A 14,288-nucleotide genomic window follows, 5' to 3' on the forward strand; every position below is an offset into this window, starting at 1 on the left:
AATTTTCAATTTTATCTATTCTTATATTTATCATTATGTTATATTGATACATAATCCTTTAATGAGTTGAAGGGGGAAAGAGTTTTGAGATATCTTACATCTGGTGAATCTCACGGACCGCAGCTGACTACTATAATAGAGGGACTGCCAGCAGGAATGCCGCTCGTAGATTCAGATATAAACGAAGAGCTTGCCAGACGCCAGAAAGGTTATGGCAGAGGCAGAAGGATGCAAATTGAAAAAGATACTGTTCAAATAACAGCGGGGATCAGACATGGATACACACTGGGATCCCCGGTAGCACTCGTTGTTGAGAATAATGATTGGAAGCACTGGACAAAAATTATGGGCCAGGATCCTCTTAATACTGAGGATGAGGCAGAAGTGAAAAGAAAAATTTCCCGTCCTCGCCCAGGCCATGCTGATTTAAATGGAGCACTAAAATATGGACACAGGGATATGAGAAATGTTTTGGAGCGTTCTTCAGCCAGAGAAACCACAGTAAGAGTGGCTGCCGGTGCAGCTGCAAAAAAACTGCTTTCTCAGCTGGGGATTGAGGTTGCAGCACATGTTATTGAAATTGGCGGTGTTGTTTCAGGCCAAAGAGATTATTCTTCACTTAAGGAGTTAAAGAAAATTACAGAAGAATCGCCTGTTCGCTGCCTGGATCAGGCTGCCGCCCAAAAAATGATGGCTGCGATTGATTCCGCTAAGGAAAATGGCGATTCCATTGGCGGAGTAGTGGAGGTTATTGTTGAAGGAATGCCGCCGGGAGTTGGAAGTTATGTACACTATGACCGAAAGCTTGATTCAAAGCTTGCAGGTGCAATGGTGAGCATTAATGCTTTTAAAGGTGTGGAGTTTGGCATAGGTTTCGAGGCTGCAAGGAAGCCTGGAAGTGAAGTTCATGATGAAATCGCATGGGATCCGGATAAGGGCTATTATCGGAAAACGAACCGTCTTGGCGGCTTAGAAGGGGGCATGTCAACTGGAATGCCAATCGTCATCAGAGGAGTAATGAAGCCAATACCGACACTCTATAAACCGCTGCAGAGTGTCGATATTGAAACAAAGGAACCTTTCTCAGCAAGCATAGAGCGTTCTGACAGCTGTGCAGTGCCGGCAGCTGCAGTCGTTGCAGAAAATGTGATTGCCTGGGAACTGGCTTCAGCCATTGTAGACCAGTTCTATTCTGACCGGTTTGAGACATTAAAAGCGTCCGTTGAACAGCAAAGGCAATTTGCGAGGGAGTTTTAATGAAAAGGATTTTAATCAAAACACCCGATAGAGCCTATACGGTTTATATAGGGACCGGAGCAATTGAAGGATTGGGATCATATATTAAAGATACTTTTCCAGCCTTGACGAATGTAATGATCATTACCGATGAAACAGTTAGGGACTTACACCTGCCAGAGCTGGAAGCGGCACTTAAGGGGCTGGAGCCAAAAGTCTGTACAGTGCCAAGCGGCGAGAAAGCCAAAACCTTTGAAGTATACTACCAGTGTTTATCATTTGCTCTGGAACAAAAACTTGACCGAAAATCTCTGATCCTGGCATTTGGCGGGGGAGCTGTCGGAGATTTGGCAGGTTTTGTGGCAGCCACATTTATGAGGGGAATACCCTTCATTCAGATTCCAACTACCATCCTGGCACATGATAGCGCTGTGGGAGGAAAAGTTGCCATCAACCATCCTTCAGGAAAAAATATGGTAGGGTCTTTTTACCAGCCCCAGGCAGTATTTTATGACCTTGCGTTTCTTGATTCCCTGCCTCAAAAAGAGCTGCGCTCAGGGTTTGCAGAAGTCATAAAGCATAGCCTTATAGATGATAGATACTTTTATTTGAACCTTAAAAACAACATCCTTACCCTTGAGAGCCTTCCCTCTGATGAATTAAGCAAGATGCTCACAAAGGGAATAGAGATTAAAGGCAGGATCGTTGCAGAGGATGAAAAGGAAGCCGGGGTTCGGGCATTTCTGAATTTCGGCCATACCCTGGGCCATGCAATTGAAGCGGAGAAAGGCTATGGGGAATGGACACATGGCGAATCTGTTGCAGTAGGTATGCTATTCGCACTTCAATTAAGTAAAACACTGCTGAATCTTTGCTTTGATGTTAACGAATTCAAGCGCTGGCTTGATCAGCTTGGCTACAAAACAGATCTCCCTGAAGATTTATCACATTCAAAACTGCTTGAGCGGATGAAGCAGGATAAAAAATCAGAAGGCCAGAATGTCCGCTTTGTCCTTTTAGAGGAAGTGGGTAAGCCTGTCATATATCAGGTTTCTGATGACCTGATTTTGCGGGAGCTTGATCTTTTTACAAAATAAATAGGCTTGACTATATGACTAAGAGATAAAGTGAAACTTCAATCAGTGGGGGGGGGGCTTTATCCCCCGCTGATTGTTAGTTGAGGCCCACAGGAAGTGGGTCACAAAGACGTTGCCACAGGATGTGACGTTTTTAGTCTTTGTTCTTCGGGCCTTACGGGCAGTTGACCTCCACTTATCCTTCTTTGATTCAACTAAGTCTTGAAGTGGGGGTCTTACTGCCCGTTAGACTGCGATAAAAAGGCTGACAAAACAGCAATGGGAGGTGCTGCAAGTGATTCGAGGGGTGAGGGGAGCCGTCACCGTAGGTAAGAATTGTGAAGCTGAGATATTAGAAGCGACTGAGCTGCTGATCAGGCAAATGATTCAGGAGAATAAGATTTTATCTGAAAATGTAGCTTCTGTCTTTATATCCGTTACGGAAGAATTAACAGCAGCCTTTCCCGCAAAGGCAATCCGTTCAATAGAAGGCTGGACATATGTTCCTGTCATGTGCATGAAAGAAATTCCTGTTGAAGGATCACTCCCTAATTGTATCCGGTTAATGATGCATGTGAATACAGATGCACCTCAGCAGAATATCCGCCATATTTATTTGCGTGGAGCCATCAAGCTTCGGCCAGATCTAAATACCACGAACTCTTCTTAATGGAGAGTTTTGTGATAATATAGGAGCAGATCAACAACACTTTAATACGATAATTAGTGAAAGCGATAAAAAAAGAGGTGGATTTGAATGAAATGGAAGGAACAGCTGTTGAATTTAACTCCTTACCAGCCGGGAAAATCAATTGATCAAGTAAAAAAGGAATATGGACTGAATCAAATAGTTAAGCTTGCTTCAAATGAGAATCCTTTTGGATGCTCTGAAAAAGTTCTTTTTACGATGAATCAGTCGCCATCATTTTTTGCCCTGTATCCCGATGGTTATGCTTCTGAGCTGCGGTCGGTTTTGGCTGGGCACTTAAGCATACAGGAAGACCAGCTGATTTTTGGCAATGGTTCGGATGAAATTATTCAAATGATTTCCAGAGCTTTATTAAGTCCGGAAACCAATACTGTTATGGCGGCGCCAACATTTCCGCAATATAGGCATAATGCTGTGGTAGAAGGTGCGGAAATCAGGGAAATTCCACTGGTTGAAGGTGAGCATGACCTTGATGGAATGCTGGCTGCCATCGATGAAAAAACTGCTGTAGTTTGGGTGTGCAGTCCAAACAATCCGACAGGGAACTATATTAATGAGTCTGCATTGCTTCCATTTCTGAAAAAGGTGCCTCAAGATGTATTGGTTGTCCTTGATGAAGCTTATTATGAATATGTTACAGCAGAGGATTACTGCAATTCATTGGATTTAATCGGGAATTTTAAAAATTTGATTGTCCTGCGAACGTTCTCTAAAATATATGGATTAGCAAGCCTGCGGGTAGGCTATGGAATTGCGGATCCTCAAACTATCAGAGCTCTGGAACCGGTAAGAGAGCCGTTTAATGTTAATAAGTTTGCTCAGGCTGCCGCTGCTGCAGCCATAGGGGATCAGAATTTCATTGAAGAGTGCAAACAGAAAAATCGCGAAGGGCTGGAACAATTCTATGCTTTCTGTGAAGAGCACGGACTGGGTTATTATCCTTCACAGGGGAATTTTATTTTAATGAACTTTAATGCCGATTCAGATGAAGTATTTCAATTTTTGCTTCAAAAAGGGTATATCGTCCGTTCCGGCAAGGCACTTGGCTTCCAGGGCTATGTCCGTGTCACGGTAGGTTCTAAGGAACAGAATGATGGTGTGCTTGCCGCTATGGATCAATATCTTGCAAAGCAGGCTGCAGCATTTTAGGGAAATTTTAGGTTAGCAGTATTGAACACTATTTTGATAACCATTCAGAGGCATCATGATGCCTCTGAATTATTTTTAATAAAGGCGGTGAGAGGATGAGAGGGAAGATCTTTATTATTGGCCTTGGTTTGATCGGAGGTTCTTTGGCCTTATCAATAAAAAGAAAACATAGTGAAAGCACGATCATTGGCTTTGATGTAAATAAAGAGCAGGGGCGCCTTGCCGAAATGCTGGGGGTCGCAGACGAAATTTCTGCTACTATTAAAGATGGGGCAAGGGACGCAGATTTAATTTTAATAGCTGCACCTGTACAGGAGACTCAAAAAATTATACATATCTTAGTAGAATGTGAATTAAAAAACAACGTCATTATTTCGGATGCTGGCAGCACAAAAAAGGAAATTGTCAGCTGCGCAAAGGTACTAAAGGAAAAAGGAATTACATTTATCGGAGGGCATCCAATGGCTGGCTCTCATAAGAGCGGTGTCACTGCAGCAAAAGATTTGCTTTTTGAGAATGCCTTTTATCTGCTCACTCCTGAAGAGCATATTGCTCTGTCAGAGGTTGAAAGGTTAAAGGAATGGCTCTCGGGAACAAAAGCGAAATTTCTTACCATAGCTCCCGATGAACATGATTATATAACCGGGATCGTCAGCCATTTTCCGCATATGATAGCTGCTTCCCTGGTCCATCAGGCAGAAAAGACAAGCCGTTCGCACAAGCTGATTCCAAGACTGGCAGCTGGAGGTTTCAGGGATATTACCAGGATTGCCTCCAGCAGCCCTGCTATGTGGAGGGATATTCTTCTTCAGAATAAAGAAGTGCTGCTTAAGTTAATGGAGGATTGGCAGGGAGAAATGGAGATAGTAAAATCAATCCTCAGACAGGAAAACAGTGAGGGCATATTTGAATATTTTTCCCATGCAAAGATGTTCAGGGATGAGCTGCCGCAAAAAGAAAAAGGCGCAATTCCGGCATTTTATGATCTGTTCGTGGATGTACCGGATTACCCTGGTGTCATTTCAGAAATCACTGGATATTTGGCCAAGGAAGAAATCAGCATTACGAATATCCGAATCCTGGAGACAAGGGAAGAAATTTATGGAGTTCTGGTTATAAGCTTTCAAACGGAAGAGGACAGGGATCGGGCAATCAATTGCCTGGAACAGTATACAAGCTATGAAACAACCATCGGTCTATAGAGCGAATTTATTAATCCAGCAAAGGGTGATGATAGATGTTACCGGCAAAATTGAAGTCAAATGTCAAAGGTTTATGCGGAGAAATAGCGGTACCCGGTGATAAATCCATATCACATCGATCTGTCATGTTTGGGTCTATTGCAAAGGGGAAGACTGCTGTCACTAATTTTCTGCCCGGAGAGGACTGCCTTAGTACGATAGCCTGCTTCCGCAAGCTCGGAGTAACTATTGAGCAGGAAGGCAATAAAGTTACAATTATGGGTCAGGGGATGGATGGATTACAGGAACCGGCTGGTATTCTGGATGTTGGGAATTCAGGTACGACGATACGCCTTATGATGGGGATTCTGGCTGGCCGTCCGTTCCATTCAGTCCTTGTCGGAGATGAATCCATTGCAAAAAGGCCGATGACAAGAGTGACCGTGCCACTAAGTTTATTTGGTGCAAAGATTCATGGCAGGAAGAATGGAGAATTCACCCCCTTATCAGTCATTGGCGGCCCCTTGTCAGGAGTAACATATGAGCTTCCTGTCGCGAGTGCACAGGTTAAATCAGCACTGCTCTTTGCCGGCCTGCAGGCAAGCGGCGAAACAGTCATTATTGAACCTGTGAAGACACGTGATCATACTGAAAGAATGATCACACAATTTGGCGGGGAAGTTGAAGCAGATGGGCAAACCATTCGGATTAAGGGAGGCCAAACACTGACAGGGACAGAAATTCATGTTCCCGGTGACATATCATCTGCTGCCTTCTTTCTGGCTGCAGGAGCCATTGTGCCTAATAGTGAAATTACATTAAAAAACGTTGGACTGAATCCTACAAGGACCGGCATCCTTGAAGTGCTGCAGCAGATGGGTGCAGATTTCAGCATTGAGCCGTATGAAAATGGATCAGCTGAGCCTGCAGGGGATATTACCATCAGAACATCTAAACTTAAAGGAACAGTTATCGAAGGGGCGCTCATTCCCCGGCTTATCGATGAAATTCCAATTATTGCCCTGCTCGCAACACAAGCAGAGGGAGAAACAGTAATTAAGGATGCAGAGGAACTTAAGGTGAAGGAAACGAATCGCATTGATACGGTTGTCAATGAACTTTCGGTGCTTGGAGCCGTGATTACTGCTACAGAAGATGGAATGGTAATCAGGGGGACATCATCTCTTTCAGGTGGAACTGTCTCAAGTCATGGAGACCATCGCATCGGCATGATGCTGGCAATAGCTGCTGCCATCTCAAAAGGCGAAGTTCACCTTCAGCAGAAAGAAGCGATCTCTGTATCCTATCCGTCGTTTTTTGATCATTTAGATAGCCTTATTTCTGATTGAAATACAATACCTTCATAGAAAAAAGAGCTGTTTCTGCAGCTCTTTTTTCTGTTAAAGCAGTCATATTTATCTTAAATTTTCATAGCTTGTCATAAGACCGTTTAAGAGGGTGGTTTTATGACATATATTATTGAGAATGCAAATCTGATAAAGGAAGACAAGCTGTTAAAAACATCTATGCTGATAAGAAATAATGAGATTTCACTTATGCAGGCTGAAATGAAAAGGTTTCAGTTTACAAGAATGGATGCGGGTGCATTTATTATGTCTGCAGGATATGTGGTTCTGGACACATCTATCCCGCTGAAAATGCCTTTCTCAGAACTAAAAGAGTATTACATCCGGGAGTTCATATTAAAAGGATGTACAGCCTTCCTGACAGCCGTGCCTGTAAAGCATGAATATTCTTTGAAGAGTGATCTTAAAAGCTTTAAGGCAAGTTTATTAAGCAGCCCGATTGATTATATTATTGGTGTGAAAATTCCTGTCCGTCTCCTTACCCCTTCTTTTATGAGAAAATGCAAGAGAGAAAGAGTTCCTATTGTTTTTGTTGAAATACAGGATGCAAAGGAGCTTGAACAAGTTCCATGGGGATGGCTGCGTGAAGCAATGTTTCCTTATAATTGTCCGCTTGCACCTATCTTTGCAGGCAGGAATGAAAAGGAGAAAAGCAGAATAAATACATTATGGGCAAAACTGATGCAGGAAGAGAAAATACCTTCGGTGCCGAATGAACTGATGGAGCAAGAGCCATTATCCAGGTCAGTTCTGTCCAAAGCAGGGATTTACCCTTTAAAAGGGAATATTCATCAGGGCGGGGAAATCAGTTATAATTTATTTGAAAAACCTGAAGAAGGTCTTACCGTTGAAGAATCACAGCTGTTTCATTATCATAGAGATAAACTTGCTGTCACTGTACTGAAGGGAAAAGTGATTAGAGCCGGACAAGAAGTGATTTTTCGTTCAGGTTCCGGAGAGCATGTTAAAATCAGCACACCAGCTTGTTTTAAAATAGCCGATTAGCATTCGAAAGGAATTTAGTATGGATAAAGTAAATAAAATCATTACTCTTTTAGAAAACGGTCATCATGAAGAAGCGTTGGAGAGCTATCAGCAAATACTGCTGGATGGTTCCCATGAAGAAAGGTTCCTGCTGGCAGAAGAACTGTTCCAGTACGGGTTCCTTGAGGAATCAAAAGCCTTATTTGAACGGCTTCTGGAAGCATATCCGGAAGAAGGAGAACTGCTCGTTCTGTTGGCTGAAACACATATTGATCTTGGAAATGAAGAGGAAGCCATCCTTGTCCTTGAAAGAATAAATGAACATGATCCGAGCTTTCCGCAGTCGCTTCTCTTATTAGCAGACCTTTATCAGATGGATGGTCTATTTGAGGTCAGCGAACAAAAGCTCCTGAAAGCAAAAGAAATATTGCCTGATGAGATAATTGTAGATTTTGCCCTGGGTGAACTTTATGCAGAGCAGGGACGGTTCCTGGAAGCAAAGCGGATTTATGAAAATGTTCTCAGTAAAGAGGAAATCATTGCAGGCATTAATGTAAATCAGAGATTGGCGGATATTCTCAGTGCAGGCGGAGCATTTGAAGAAGCCCTCCCATATTACGAAAAAGCGCTTGATGACAAACTGGAGATTAATACCCTTTTCAGTTATGCTTTTACAGCGCTTCAAGCCGGCTTTAACCGGACAGCCATTGAAAAATTGACTGAACTGAAGGAGCTGGATCCCGAGTATCATTCACTGTATTTATACCTTGCTCAGGCATACGAGCGGGAGGAAGAAGCCGCGAGCGGCCTGGAAGCAGTCAAGGAAGGCTTGAAACAGGACGAATTTAACAAAGAATTATTCTTCTATGGCGGGAAGCTTGCCTTGAAAAATGGCAATGAAAAAGAATCCGAAGATATGTTCAGGCAGGCTCTTGCACTGGATCCCGAATATGTCCAGGCAGCCATTCTTTTAAATAAACTTCTCCTCCAGCAGGAAAGATATGAAGATGTAATCGAAATCACTGAAATGCTGAACGAGCTTGAAGAGCCCCAGCTTATATGGGATTCAGCCGTTGCCCTTCAGCATATAGAGGAATATTCAGAGGCATTAAACAAATATCAGCTTGCATATACTTTCTTTAAACAGCAGCCGGATTTTCTTTCAGATTACGGATATTTTTTAGCAGAGGAAGGAAAAAGGGAAGAGGCTGCCGAAATTTTTAATACATTAACCAAACTGGAGCCTGGCAATGAGGAATATCAGGATGTTCTGCAGCGACTCACGGATAATTTTCTTGATTAAAAAAGGCAGTGTCTATCCTTAATGCAGTTTCAGTAAGACCAAATTTGTCTGTAAGCAGAGGAGGGAATCAAAAATGGCGACCCCTGTATCTGTCAACGAGAAGAAAGATTTTATCCGCTGGTTTTTAAACCATTATCAGCTCAAAAGAAGAGAATGTGTTTGGATTCTCAATTATTTAATGAGTCATGACCAGCTTATGGAAAAGGTGCATTTTGTGGAGCAGGCACAGTATTGCCCAAGGGGCCTGATCATGTCGACCCATTGTGTGGATGAAGTTCCTTTTCGCTTTTACAAAGAGAATGTAATGACCACAGATGCGGAGAAGTCCTTCCATGATATCCGCTTAAACAGGGATGAAGAGATTTATATCCAGCTTAATTTCCATGCTTCAAATAAGGCCCATCAGTATGCAGCGGTCATGGAGGAAAATCCCTTTATGCCAAAGACACTTCAGATAAACGAAAAGGATCGGCTGATCGCCGAAAGGTTCCTGACAGAAAGCCTGGAAAAGTTCAGAAGAGAGAAACTCCTTGAACTCATTGATGAAGCATTGGATAAACAGGATAAAAAAGCTTTTAACGTTTTGACTCAGCAGCTGAATAGATTAGAAACTACTTAAGCCTTGCTTTTATATAAGCAGGGCTTTTATTTTGCCTGCATTCTCTGATTTGAAGCATTCTAAGCATTAATGATATATTAAGGAAGGCAAATATATGTAATGGAGTGAATGATATGAAATGGATATCACAGGATATCGACATGTTCCTAAAAGAAAAGCAATATGTAGACACTGCTGTTCTGCCGCTCCTTCCTGTATCATTTGGCGATGATATCAAGCAGTCTGTAGCGATGACTGAATTTATATCGCTTCTAAGTGTGCAGCTTGAAAGGCAATTCAGAGGACGCCTCATCATGCTGCCTGGATATGCCTATCTGAAACCGGCATCAGAAGAGAGTCTGATCAGCGGCTTGGGCCAATGGGAAGCAGAATTGAAGGCACAGGGATTTAAGCATATCTTCCTTTTAACTTCGGACAGCATGTGGAAAACGTTCGAAGACCGGCTGGAAGGAGGTTTGATTTGGCTGCCATCCCTGCCTCTTGAGCATATGGATGAGAATTATCGGAATTCCATTCTGGATGACCAGGTGAAACAGCTGCTGAATCTTTTTGTTCAAAAGTGGCAAAATGGTGAATAGTGTGAATGTTAAGTCGCTCTATTTACATGTTTCGCCAAAGGATTATATTGACCTTGCATAAAGATTGATATATCATTGTTATGTCCTAGTTTTATATTGTGTTGAATTTTGTCCGTTGGACTTAACTTCATAATAGAGGGGGGAAAAGTATGAGCAAAAATCGAGTTTCTAGACGTCAATTCCTGAACTATACACTTACTGGTGTAGGCGGTTTCATGGCAGCAGGCATGCTTATGCCGATGGTCCGTTTTGCGGTTGATCCTGTATTGCAGGCAGCTGGTGAAAGTGATTTTATTCCAACAAAGCAAAAAGTGGCTGAAATTACTGAAAAGCCGACAAGGGTTGATTACACTTACGAGCAGCAGGATGCATGGTACACATCCGAAGTTACCGGCACTGCTTGGGTTTATAAGGATGATAAAGGTGAAATTGTTGCATTGTCTCCAGTATGTAAGCATTTAGGGTGCGTAGTTGACTGGAATACTGACAAGTCAAACCCTGATCATTTCTATTGCCCTTGCCATGGCGGCCTTTATACAAAGGATGGGACAAACGTTCCAGGTACACCGCCGGTTGCATCACTTGATGTATTTCCTTACAAAGAAAAAGATGGCTTCTTGTATTTAGGCAAGGCTGAACCGCGAAAGGAGGCGTAATAATTGTTAAACAAAATTTATGATTGGGTAGATGAGCGTTTAGATATTACGCCGATCTGGCGGGATATTGCTGACCATGAAGTGCCTGAGCATGTAAACCCTGCACATCATTTCTCTGCATTCGTTTACTGTTTTGGCGGTCTGACGTTCTTCGTTACTGTAATTCAAATCTTATCCGGTATGTTCCTGACAATGTACTATGTTCCGGATATCAAAAATGCATGGGAATCCGTGTATTATCTTCAAAACCATGTTGCATTCGGGCAGATTGTCCGCGGAATGCACCACTGGGGAGCAAGTTTGGTAATCGTAATGATGTTCCTACATACGTTACGTGTTTTCTTCCAGGGAGCTTATAAGAAGCCCCGTGAATTAAACTGGGTTGTCGGAGTGCTTATTTTCTTCATAATGCTTGCACTTGGACTTACAGGTTACTTATTGCCTTGGGATATGAAAGCCCTTTTCGCTACAAAAGTAACAATCCAGATTGTAGAATCAACTCCGCTGATTGGAGAATATCTGAAAATACTTATTGCAGGACATTCTGATATTGTTGGCGCGCAGACGATCACCCGATTCTTTGCTATCCATGTATTCTTCTTACCGGCTGCATTATTCGGGTTAATGGCTGCCCACTTTATTATGATTCGTAAGCAGGGTATTTCAGGACCGTTGTAAGAAATAATTTTATGATCATTGCAAAAGGAGGGGAAATCGCCCAATGCATCGTGGTAAAGGTATGAAATTCGTAGGTGACTCTCGTGTTCCTGCAGAACGCAAACCGAATATTCCGAAGGACTATTCGGAATATCCAGGAAAAACAGAAGCATTCTGGCCAAACTTCCTGTTAAAGGAATGGATGGTAGGGGCTGTATTCCTTATCGGTTTCCTATGCTTGACAATTGCGCATGAGCCGCCGTTAGAAAAAATTGCTGATCCAAGTGATACAGCTTATATTCCGCTGCCAGACTGGTACTTCCTGTTCTTGTACCAGCTTCTGAAATACAGCTATGCATCCGGACCTTATAATGCGATCGGTGCTTTCATTATTCCGGGTCTTGCATTCGGAGCATTGCTGCTTGCACCATTCATTGATCGCGGACCTGAACGCCGTCCGTCCAAGCGTCCTTTAGCAACCGGCTTTATGCTATTGGCTTTAGCCGGCATCACGTATTTGACTTGGGAGTCTGTTGCCCATCATGATTGGGAGGCGGCAGCACAGCAAGGTAAGATTGTGGCTGAAGCAGAGTTTGATAAAGAAGACGAAGGCTACAAGATTTTTGAAGCAAACGGCTGTATTTCCTGCCACGGAGGAGATCTTCAGGGTGGTGCAGGTTCACCTGCACTTGTAGACACTGGGTTAACACCTGAAGAAGTAGCTGACATTGCTAAAAACGGTAAAGGCGCTATGCCTCCAGGAATGTTCAAAGGCTCTGATGAAGAACTTCAAAAGCTTGCTGAATTTATTTCTGGCCTTGAAAGCAAATAATTTAAAAGGAGCTGGCTTTGCCAGCTTCTTTTTTTTGCCCAAAAATTACTCGTTTTTTTACAGGAGTTTGATGTGGTAAAATAATGAAATAATCGTGTACATAAAGAAAAGGAGAAAAAACATGAAATGGATTTATCCTTTATTAGGCAGCAGAGCTATGCTGATACTGCTTCTGATTATTAACACAGCAGGCACCATCTATGGGTATATATGGTATAAGTGGCAGCTGGTAGATACACCGGCTATTTTCTTGCCTTTCGTACCCGACAGCCCTACAGCGAGCCTGTTTTTTATGTTTGTGCTTATCGCCTTTCTAATGGGCAAAAATTGGCCATTGATGGAAGCTTTAGCAATTGTAACCCTTATTAAATACGGAATATGGGCCGTAGTTATGAATTTGCTCGTATTTCAGGTTACAGGTGAATTGGATCCTGTTGCTCTCATGCTGATCTTCTCCCATGGTGCTATGGCAGTCCAGGGTGTTCTTTACGCACCATTCTATCGCTTCAAAACATGGCATCTAGTCATTACAGGTATCTGGACTCTGCACAATGATGTAATTGATTATGTCTTTTTCATGCTTCCCCGCTATCCGATTTTAAATCTTTACACACCGCAAATCGGCTATTTTACATTCTGGCTCAGCATTTTCTCACTAGGAACAGCGTATTACTTCGTCCTAAGAAAGAATCGGTTTAGTCTGGATATTGTGAAATAGCTTTATCAAAGTTTTAATGCGGTTATTCTCATAAATCATGTTGATTTTTAATAACTTAGTTTCATTTACTGAGTTGATTGGAGCGGAGGGCGCTTGACTCCTGCGGGAGGCTCCCGTTCCTCCCCGCGGAAAGCAAGTGCCCGCAGCGGAAATCAACGAGCATAATTCGCAGCAAAAAAATACCTTTGAGAAATGGACCTTTAATATAAAAGTTGTAATGACTCCTGGCACGCAAATTAAATATAATAGTTCCCGAAATTATTTTCTGGTCTAACCTTGTCCCTCTTTTCATATTTATCTAATAGTAATTTGAGGGGGGACAAGTTTGATGAGGCGAAAAGTAATCGCATTCTTATTCATTATTATGTTATTGCCTGGAATGGTGTCTGCAGATAAGACAACAAAAATAGATAAACTAGATCAATTATCTAATGAAGCTTTACAGATGGTTAAGCTTCACAGGTATGAGGATGCCAAGAAGCTGTTGGAGTATTTCTCCGAGCAATTCGTTGCTGTAAACGGCAAGGATAGGCCATTTACAATGGACGAACTGCGGATTATTACCGTCTCTCATGATGATGCTGTACAAGCTGCGGTAAATACATCTATGAGCCACGAAGAACGGCTGAATCATGCTACAAAATTCCGCCTCGTAATGGATGCGATTTCCTCCAAATATCAGCCTTTATGGACTGAAATGGAGAAGCCGATCATGTCAGTGTTTGGAGAGGTAAAGGAAGCGGCATACAGCGGCAATAACGAGAACTTCCATTCACGTTTGAATTCCTTTTTGTCTTTATATGAGGTTATTTATCCCAGTCTGAAGATTGATGTGGATGCAGAAAAGGTACAAAAACTGAACGCCCGCATAAATTTTATCGATCATTATCGGCCGCAGGTGCTTTCCCAGCAGGCAAGCCAGCAGGAACTTGCTGCATTGGAAAATGATCTGCAGACTATCTTTGATGAAATGACAGAGGATGAAACGGATCCATCCCTCTGGTGGGTGATCATCTCAACCGGGAGCATAATCATCATTACATTATCTTACGTAGGTTGGAGAAAATATAAGGGAGACAGGGCAAGACAAAAAAATCGATCTTAATAAGAAAAGCGGAAGCACCTTGCTCACCCCCGACAAGCATAAGACGAGCCTCACGGAAAGGCGTTCTTTGCCCTTTTGGGGGGATCGGCTTGTGACCTCGAGTGGGTAGGTGCTGCAG

Annotated in this window: 15 protein-coding genes; all 15 read left to right on the forward strand. The window is 42.7% G+C overall.

The window, feature by feature from the left end:
* Positions 1 to 84: 84 nt before the first annotated feature.
* The 15 genes from aroC (at position 85) to ypjB (ending at position 14,170) form a co-directional block, all read left to right on the forward strand.
* Positions 85 to 1,257 carry a chorismate synthase gene (gene aroC, locus BK139_RS15565; protein ID WP_076260476.1) on the forward strand — a complete coding sequence of 391 codons (1,173 nt, stop codon included), beginning with the start codon at positions 85 to 87 and terminating at the stop codon, positions 1,255 to 1,257.
* Positions 1,257 to 2,333: a 3-dehydroquinate synthase gene (gene aroB, locus BK139_RS15570; protein ID WP_076260478.1), complete on the forward strand. Its 1,077-nt coding sequence runs from the start codon at positions 1,257 to 1,259 to the stop codon at positions 2,331 to 2,333. Before aroC ends, aroB begins: the two co-directional genes overlap by 1 nt.
* Before the next feature lie 274 nt (positions 2,334 to 2,607).
* Positions 2,608 to 2,982, forward strand: a complete 375-nt coding sequence (gene aroH, locus BK139_RS15575; protein WP_076260480.1) for a chorismate mutase — start codon at positions 2,608 to 2,610, stop codon at positions 2,980 to 2,982.
* A gap of 87 nt (positions 2,983 to 3,069) precedes the next feature.
* Entirely contained in the window at positions 3,070 to 4,170 is a 1,101-nt protein-coding gene (hisC, locus tag BK139_RS15580) for a histidinol-phosphate transaminase (protein WP_076260482.1), read from the forward strand.
* Between the two features lie 95 nt (positions 4,171 to 4,265).
* Complete coding sequence (locus BK139_RS15585) at positions 4,266 to 5,372, forward strand: prephenate dehydrogenase (RefSeq protein WP_076260485.1); 1,107 nt, start codon at positions 4,266 to 4,268, stop codon at positions 5,370 to 5,372.
* A gap of 35 nt (positions 5,373 to 5,407) precedes the next feature.
* On the forward strand, positions 5,408 to 6,700 hold the full coding sequence (gene aroA / locus BK139_RS15590; protein WP_076260488.1) for a 3-phosphoshikimate 1-carboxyvinyltransferase: 1,293 nt from the start codon (positions 5,408 to 5,410) through the stop codon (positions 6,698 to 6,700).
* A gap of 117 nt (positions 6,701 to 6,817) precedes the next feature.
* A complete protein-coding gene (locus BK139_RS15595) occupies positions 6,818 to 7,723 on the forward strand; it encodes a hypothetical protein (protein WP_076260491.1) in 906 nt (301 codons plus the stop codon).
* Between the two features lie 19 nt (positions 7,724 to 7,742).
* Complete coding sequence (locus BK139_RS15600; RefSeq protein ID WP_076260494.1) at positions 7,743 to 9,005, forward strand: tetratricopeptide repeat protein; 1,263 nt, start codon at positions 7,743 to 7,745, stop codon at positions 9,003 to 9,005.
* 73 nt (positions 9,006 to 9,078) lie between these two features.
* Entirely contained in the window at positions 9,079 to 9,624 is a 546-nt protein-coding gene (locus tag BK139_RS15605) for a ReoY family proteolytic degradation factor (protein WP_048008181.1), read from the forward strand.
* A 113-nt stretch (positions 9,625 to 9,737) separates the two neighbouring features.
* Positions 9,738 to 10,202, forward strand: coding sequence for a YpiF family protein (locus BK139_RS15610; protein WP_076260496.1), 465 nt, complete (start codon positions 9,738 to 9,740; stop codon positions 10,200 to 10,202).
* Positions 10,203 to 10,351: 149 nt separating this feature from the next.
* Positions 10,352 to 10,858 carry a Rieske (2Fe-2S) protein gene (locus BK139_RS15615; protein WP_048008301.1) on the forward strand — a complete coding sequence of 169 codons (507 nt, stop codon included), beginning with the start codon at positions 10,352 to 10,354 and terminating at the stop codon, positions 10,856 to 10,858.
* Between the two features lie 3 nt (positions 10,859 to 10,861).
* Positions 10,862 to 11,536 (forward strand): menaquinol-cytochrome c reductase cytochrome b subunit, encoded by a 675-nt coding sequence (qcrB, locus tag BK139_RS15620; protein WP_035330156.1) that lies wholly within the window; start codon positions 10,862 to 10,864, stop codon positions 11,534 to 11,536.
* 43 nt (positions 11,537 to 11,579) lie between these two features.
* The gene (locus tag BK139_RS15625; RefSeq protein ID WP_076260498.1) at positions 11,580 to 12,347 is read left to right on the forward strand and encodes a menaquinol-cytochrome c reductase cytochrome b/c subunit; all 768 of its coding nucleotides are present in this window, start codon (positions 11,580 to 11,582) and stop codon (positions 12,345 to 12,347) included.
* Positions 12,348 to 12,468: 121 nt separating this feature from the next.
* The gene (gene lhaT, locus BK139_RS15630) at positions 12,469 to 13,065 is read left to right on the forward strand and encodes a lipoprotein heptaprenylglyceryl N-acetyltransferase LhaT (RefSeq protein ID WP_076260501.1); all 597 of its coding nucleotides are present in this window, start codon (positions 12,469 to 12,471) and stop codon (positions 13,063 to 13,065) included.
* 328 nt (positions 13,066 to 13,393) lie between these two features.
* Positions 13,394 to 14,170 carry a sporulation protein YpjB gene (gene ypjB / locus BK139_RS15635; RefSeq protein WP_048008305.1) on the forward strand — a complete coding sequence of 259 codons (777 nt, stop codon included), beginning with the start codon at positions 13,394 to 13,396 and terminating at the stop codon, positions 14,168 to 14,170.
* The last annotated feature ends 118 nt before the right edge of the window (positions 14,171 to 14,288 follow it).

Source organism: Paenibacillus sp. FSL R5-0490, assembly GCF_001956215.1.
GTDB lineage: Bacteria > Bacillota > Bacilli > Bacillales > Cytobacillaceae > Cytobacillus.

Bases quoted from the DNA above. Each gene is read 5' to 3' on its own strand.
- aroB (WP_076260478.1), top strand. From the start codon at position 1,257: ATGAAAAGGATTTTAATCAAAACACCCGATAGAGCCTATACGGTTTAT.
- BK139_RS15605 (WP_048008181.1), top strand. From the start codon at position 9,079: ATGGCGACCCCTGTATCTGTCAACGAGAAGAAAGATTTTATCCGCTGG.
- BK139_RS15595 (WP_076260491.1), top strand. From the start codon at position 6,818: ATGACATATATTATTGAGAATGCAAATCTGATAAAGGAAGACAAGCTG.
- BK139_RS15625 (WP_076260498.1), top strand. From the start codon at position 11,580: ATGCATCGTGGTAAAGGTATGAAATTCGTAGGTGACTCTCGTGTTCCT.
- BK139_RS15585 (WP_076260485.1), top strand. From the start codon at position 4,266: ATGAGAGGGAAGATCTTTATTATTGGCCTTGGTTTGATCGGAGGTTCT.
- aroA (WP_076260488.1), top strand. From the start codon at position 5,408: ATGTTACCGGCAAAATTGAAGTCAAATGTCAAAGGTTTATGCGGAGAA.
- hisC (WP_076260482.1), top strand. From the start codon at position 3,070: ATGAAATGGAAGGAACAGCTGTTGAATTTAACTCCTTACCAGCCGGGA.
- lhaT (WP_076260501.1), top strand. From the start codon at position 12,469: ATGAAATGGATTTATCCTTTATTAGGCAGCAGAGCTATGCTGATACTG.
- BK139_RS15600 (WP_076260494.1), top strand. From the start codon at position 7,743: ATGGATAAAGTAAATAAAATCATTACTCTTTTAGAAAACGGTCATCAT.
- BK139_RS15610 (WP_076260496.1), top strand. From the start codon at position 9,738: ATGAAATGGATATCACAGGATATCGACATGTTCCTAAAAGAAAAGCAA.
- ypjB (WP_048008305.1), top strand. From the start codon at position 13,394: ATGAGGCGAAAAGTAATCGCATTCTTATTCATTATTATGTTATTGCCT.
- BK139_RS15615 (WP_048008301.1), top strand. From the start codon at position 10,352: ATGAGCAAAAATCGAGTTTCTAGACGTCAATTCCTGAACTATACACTT.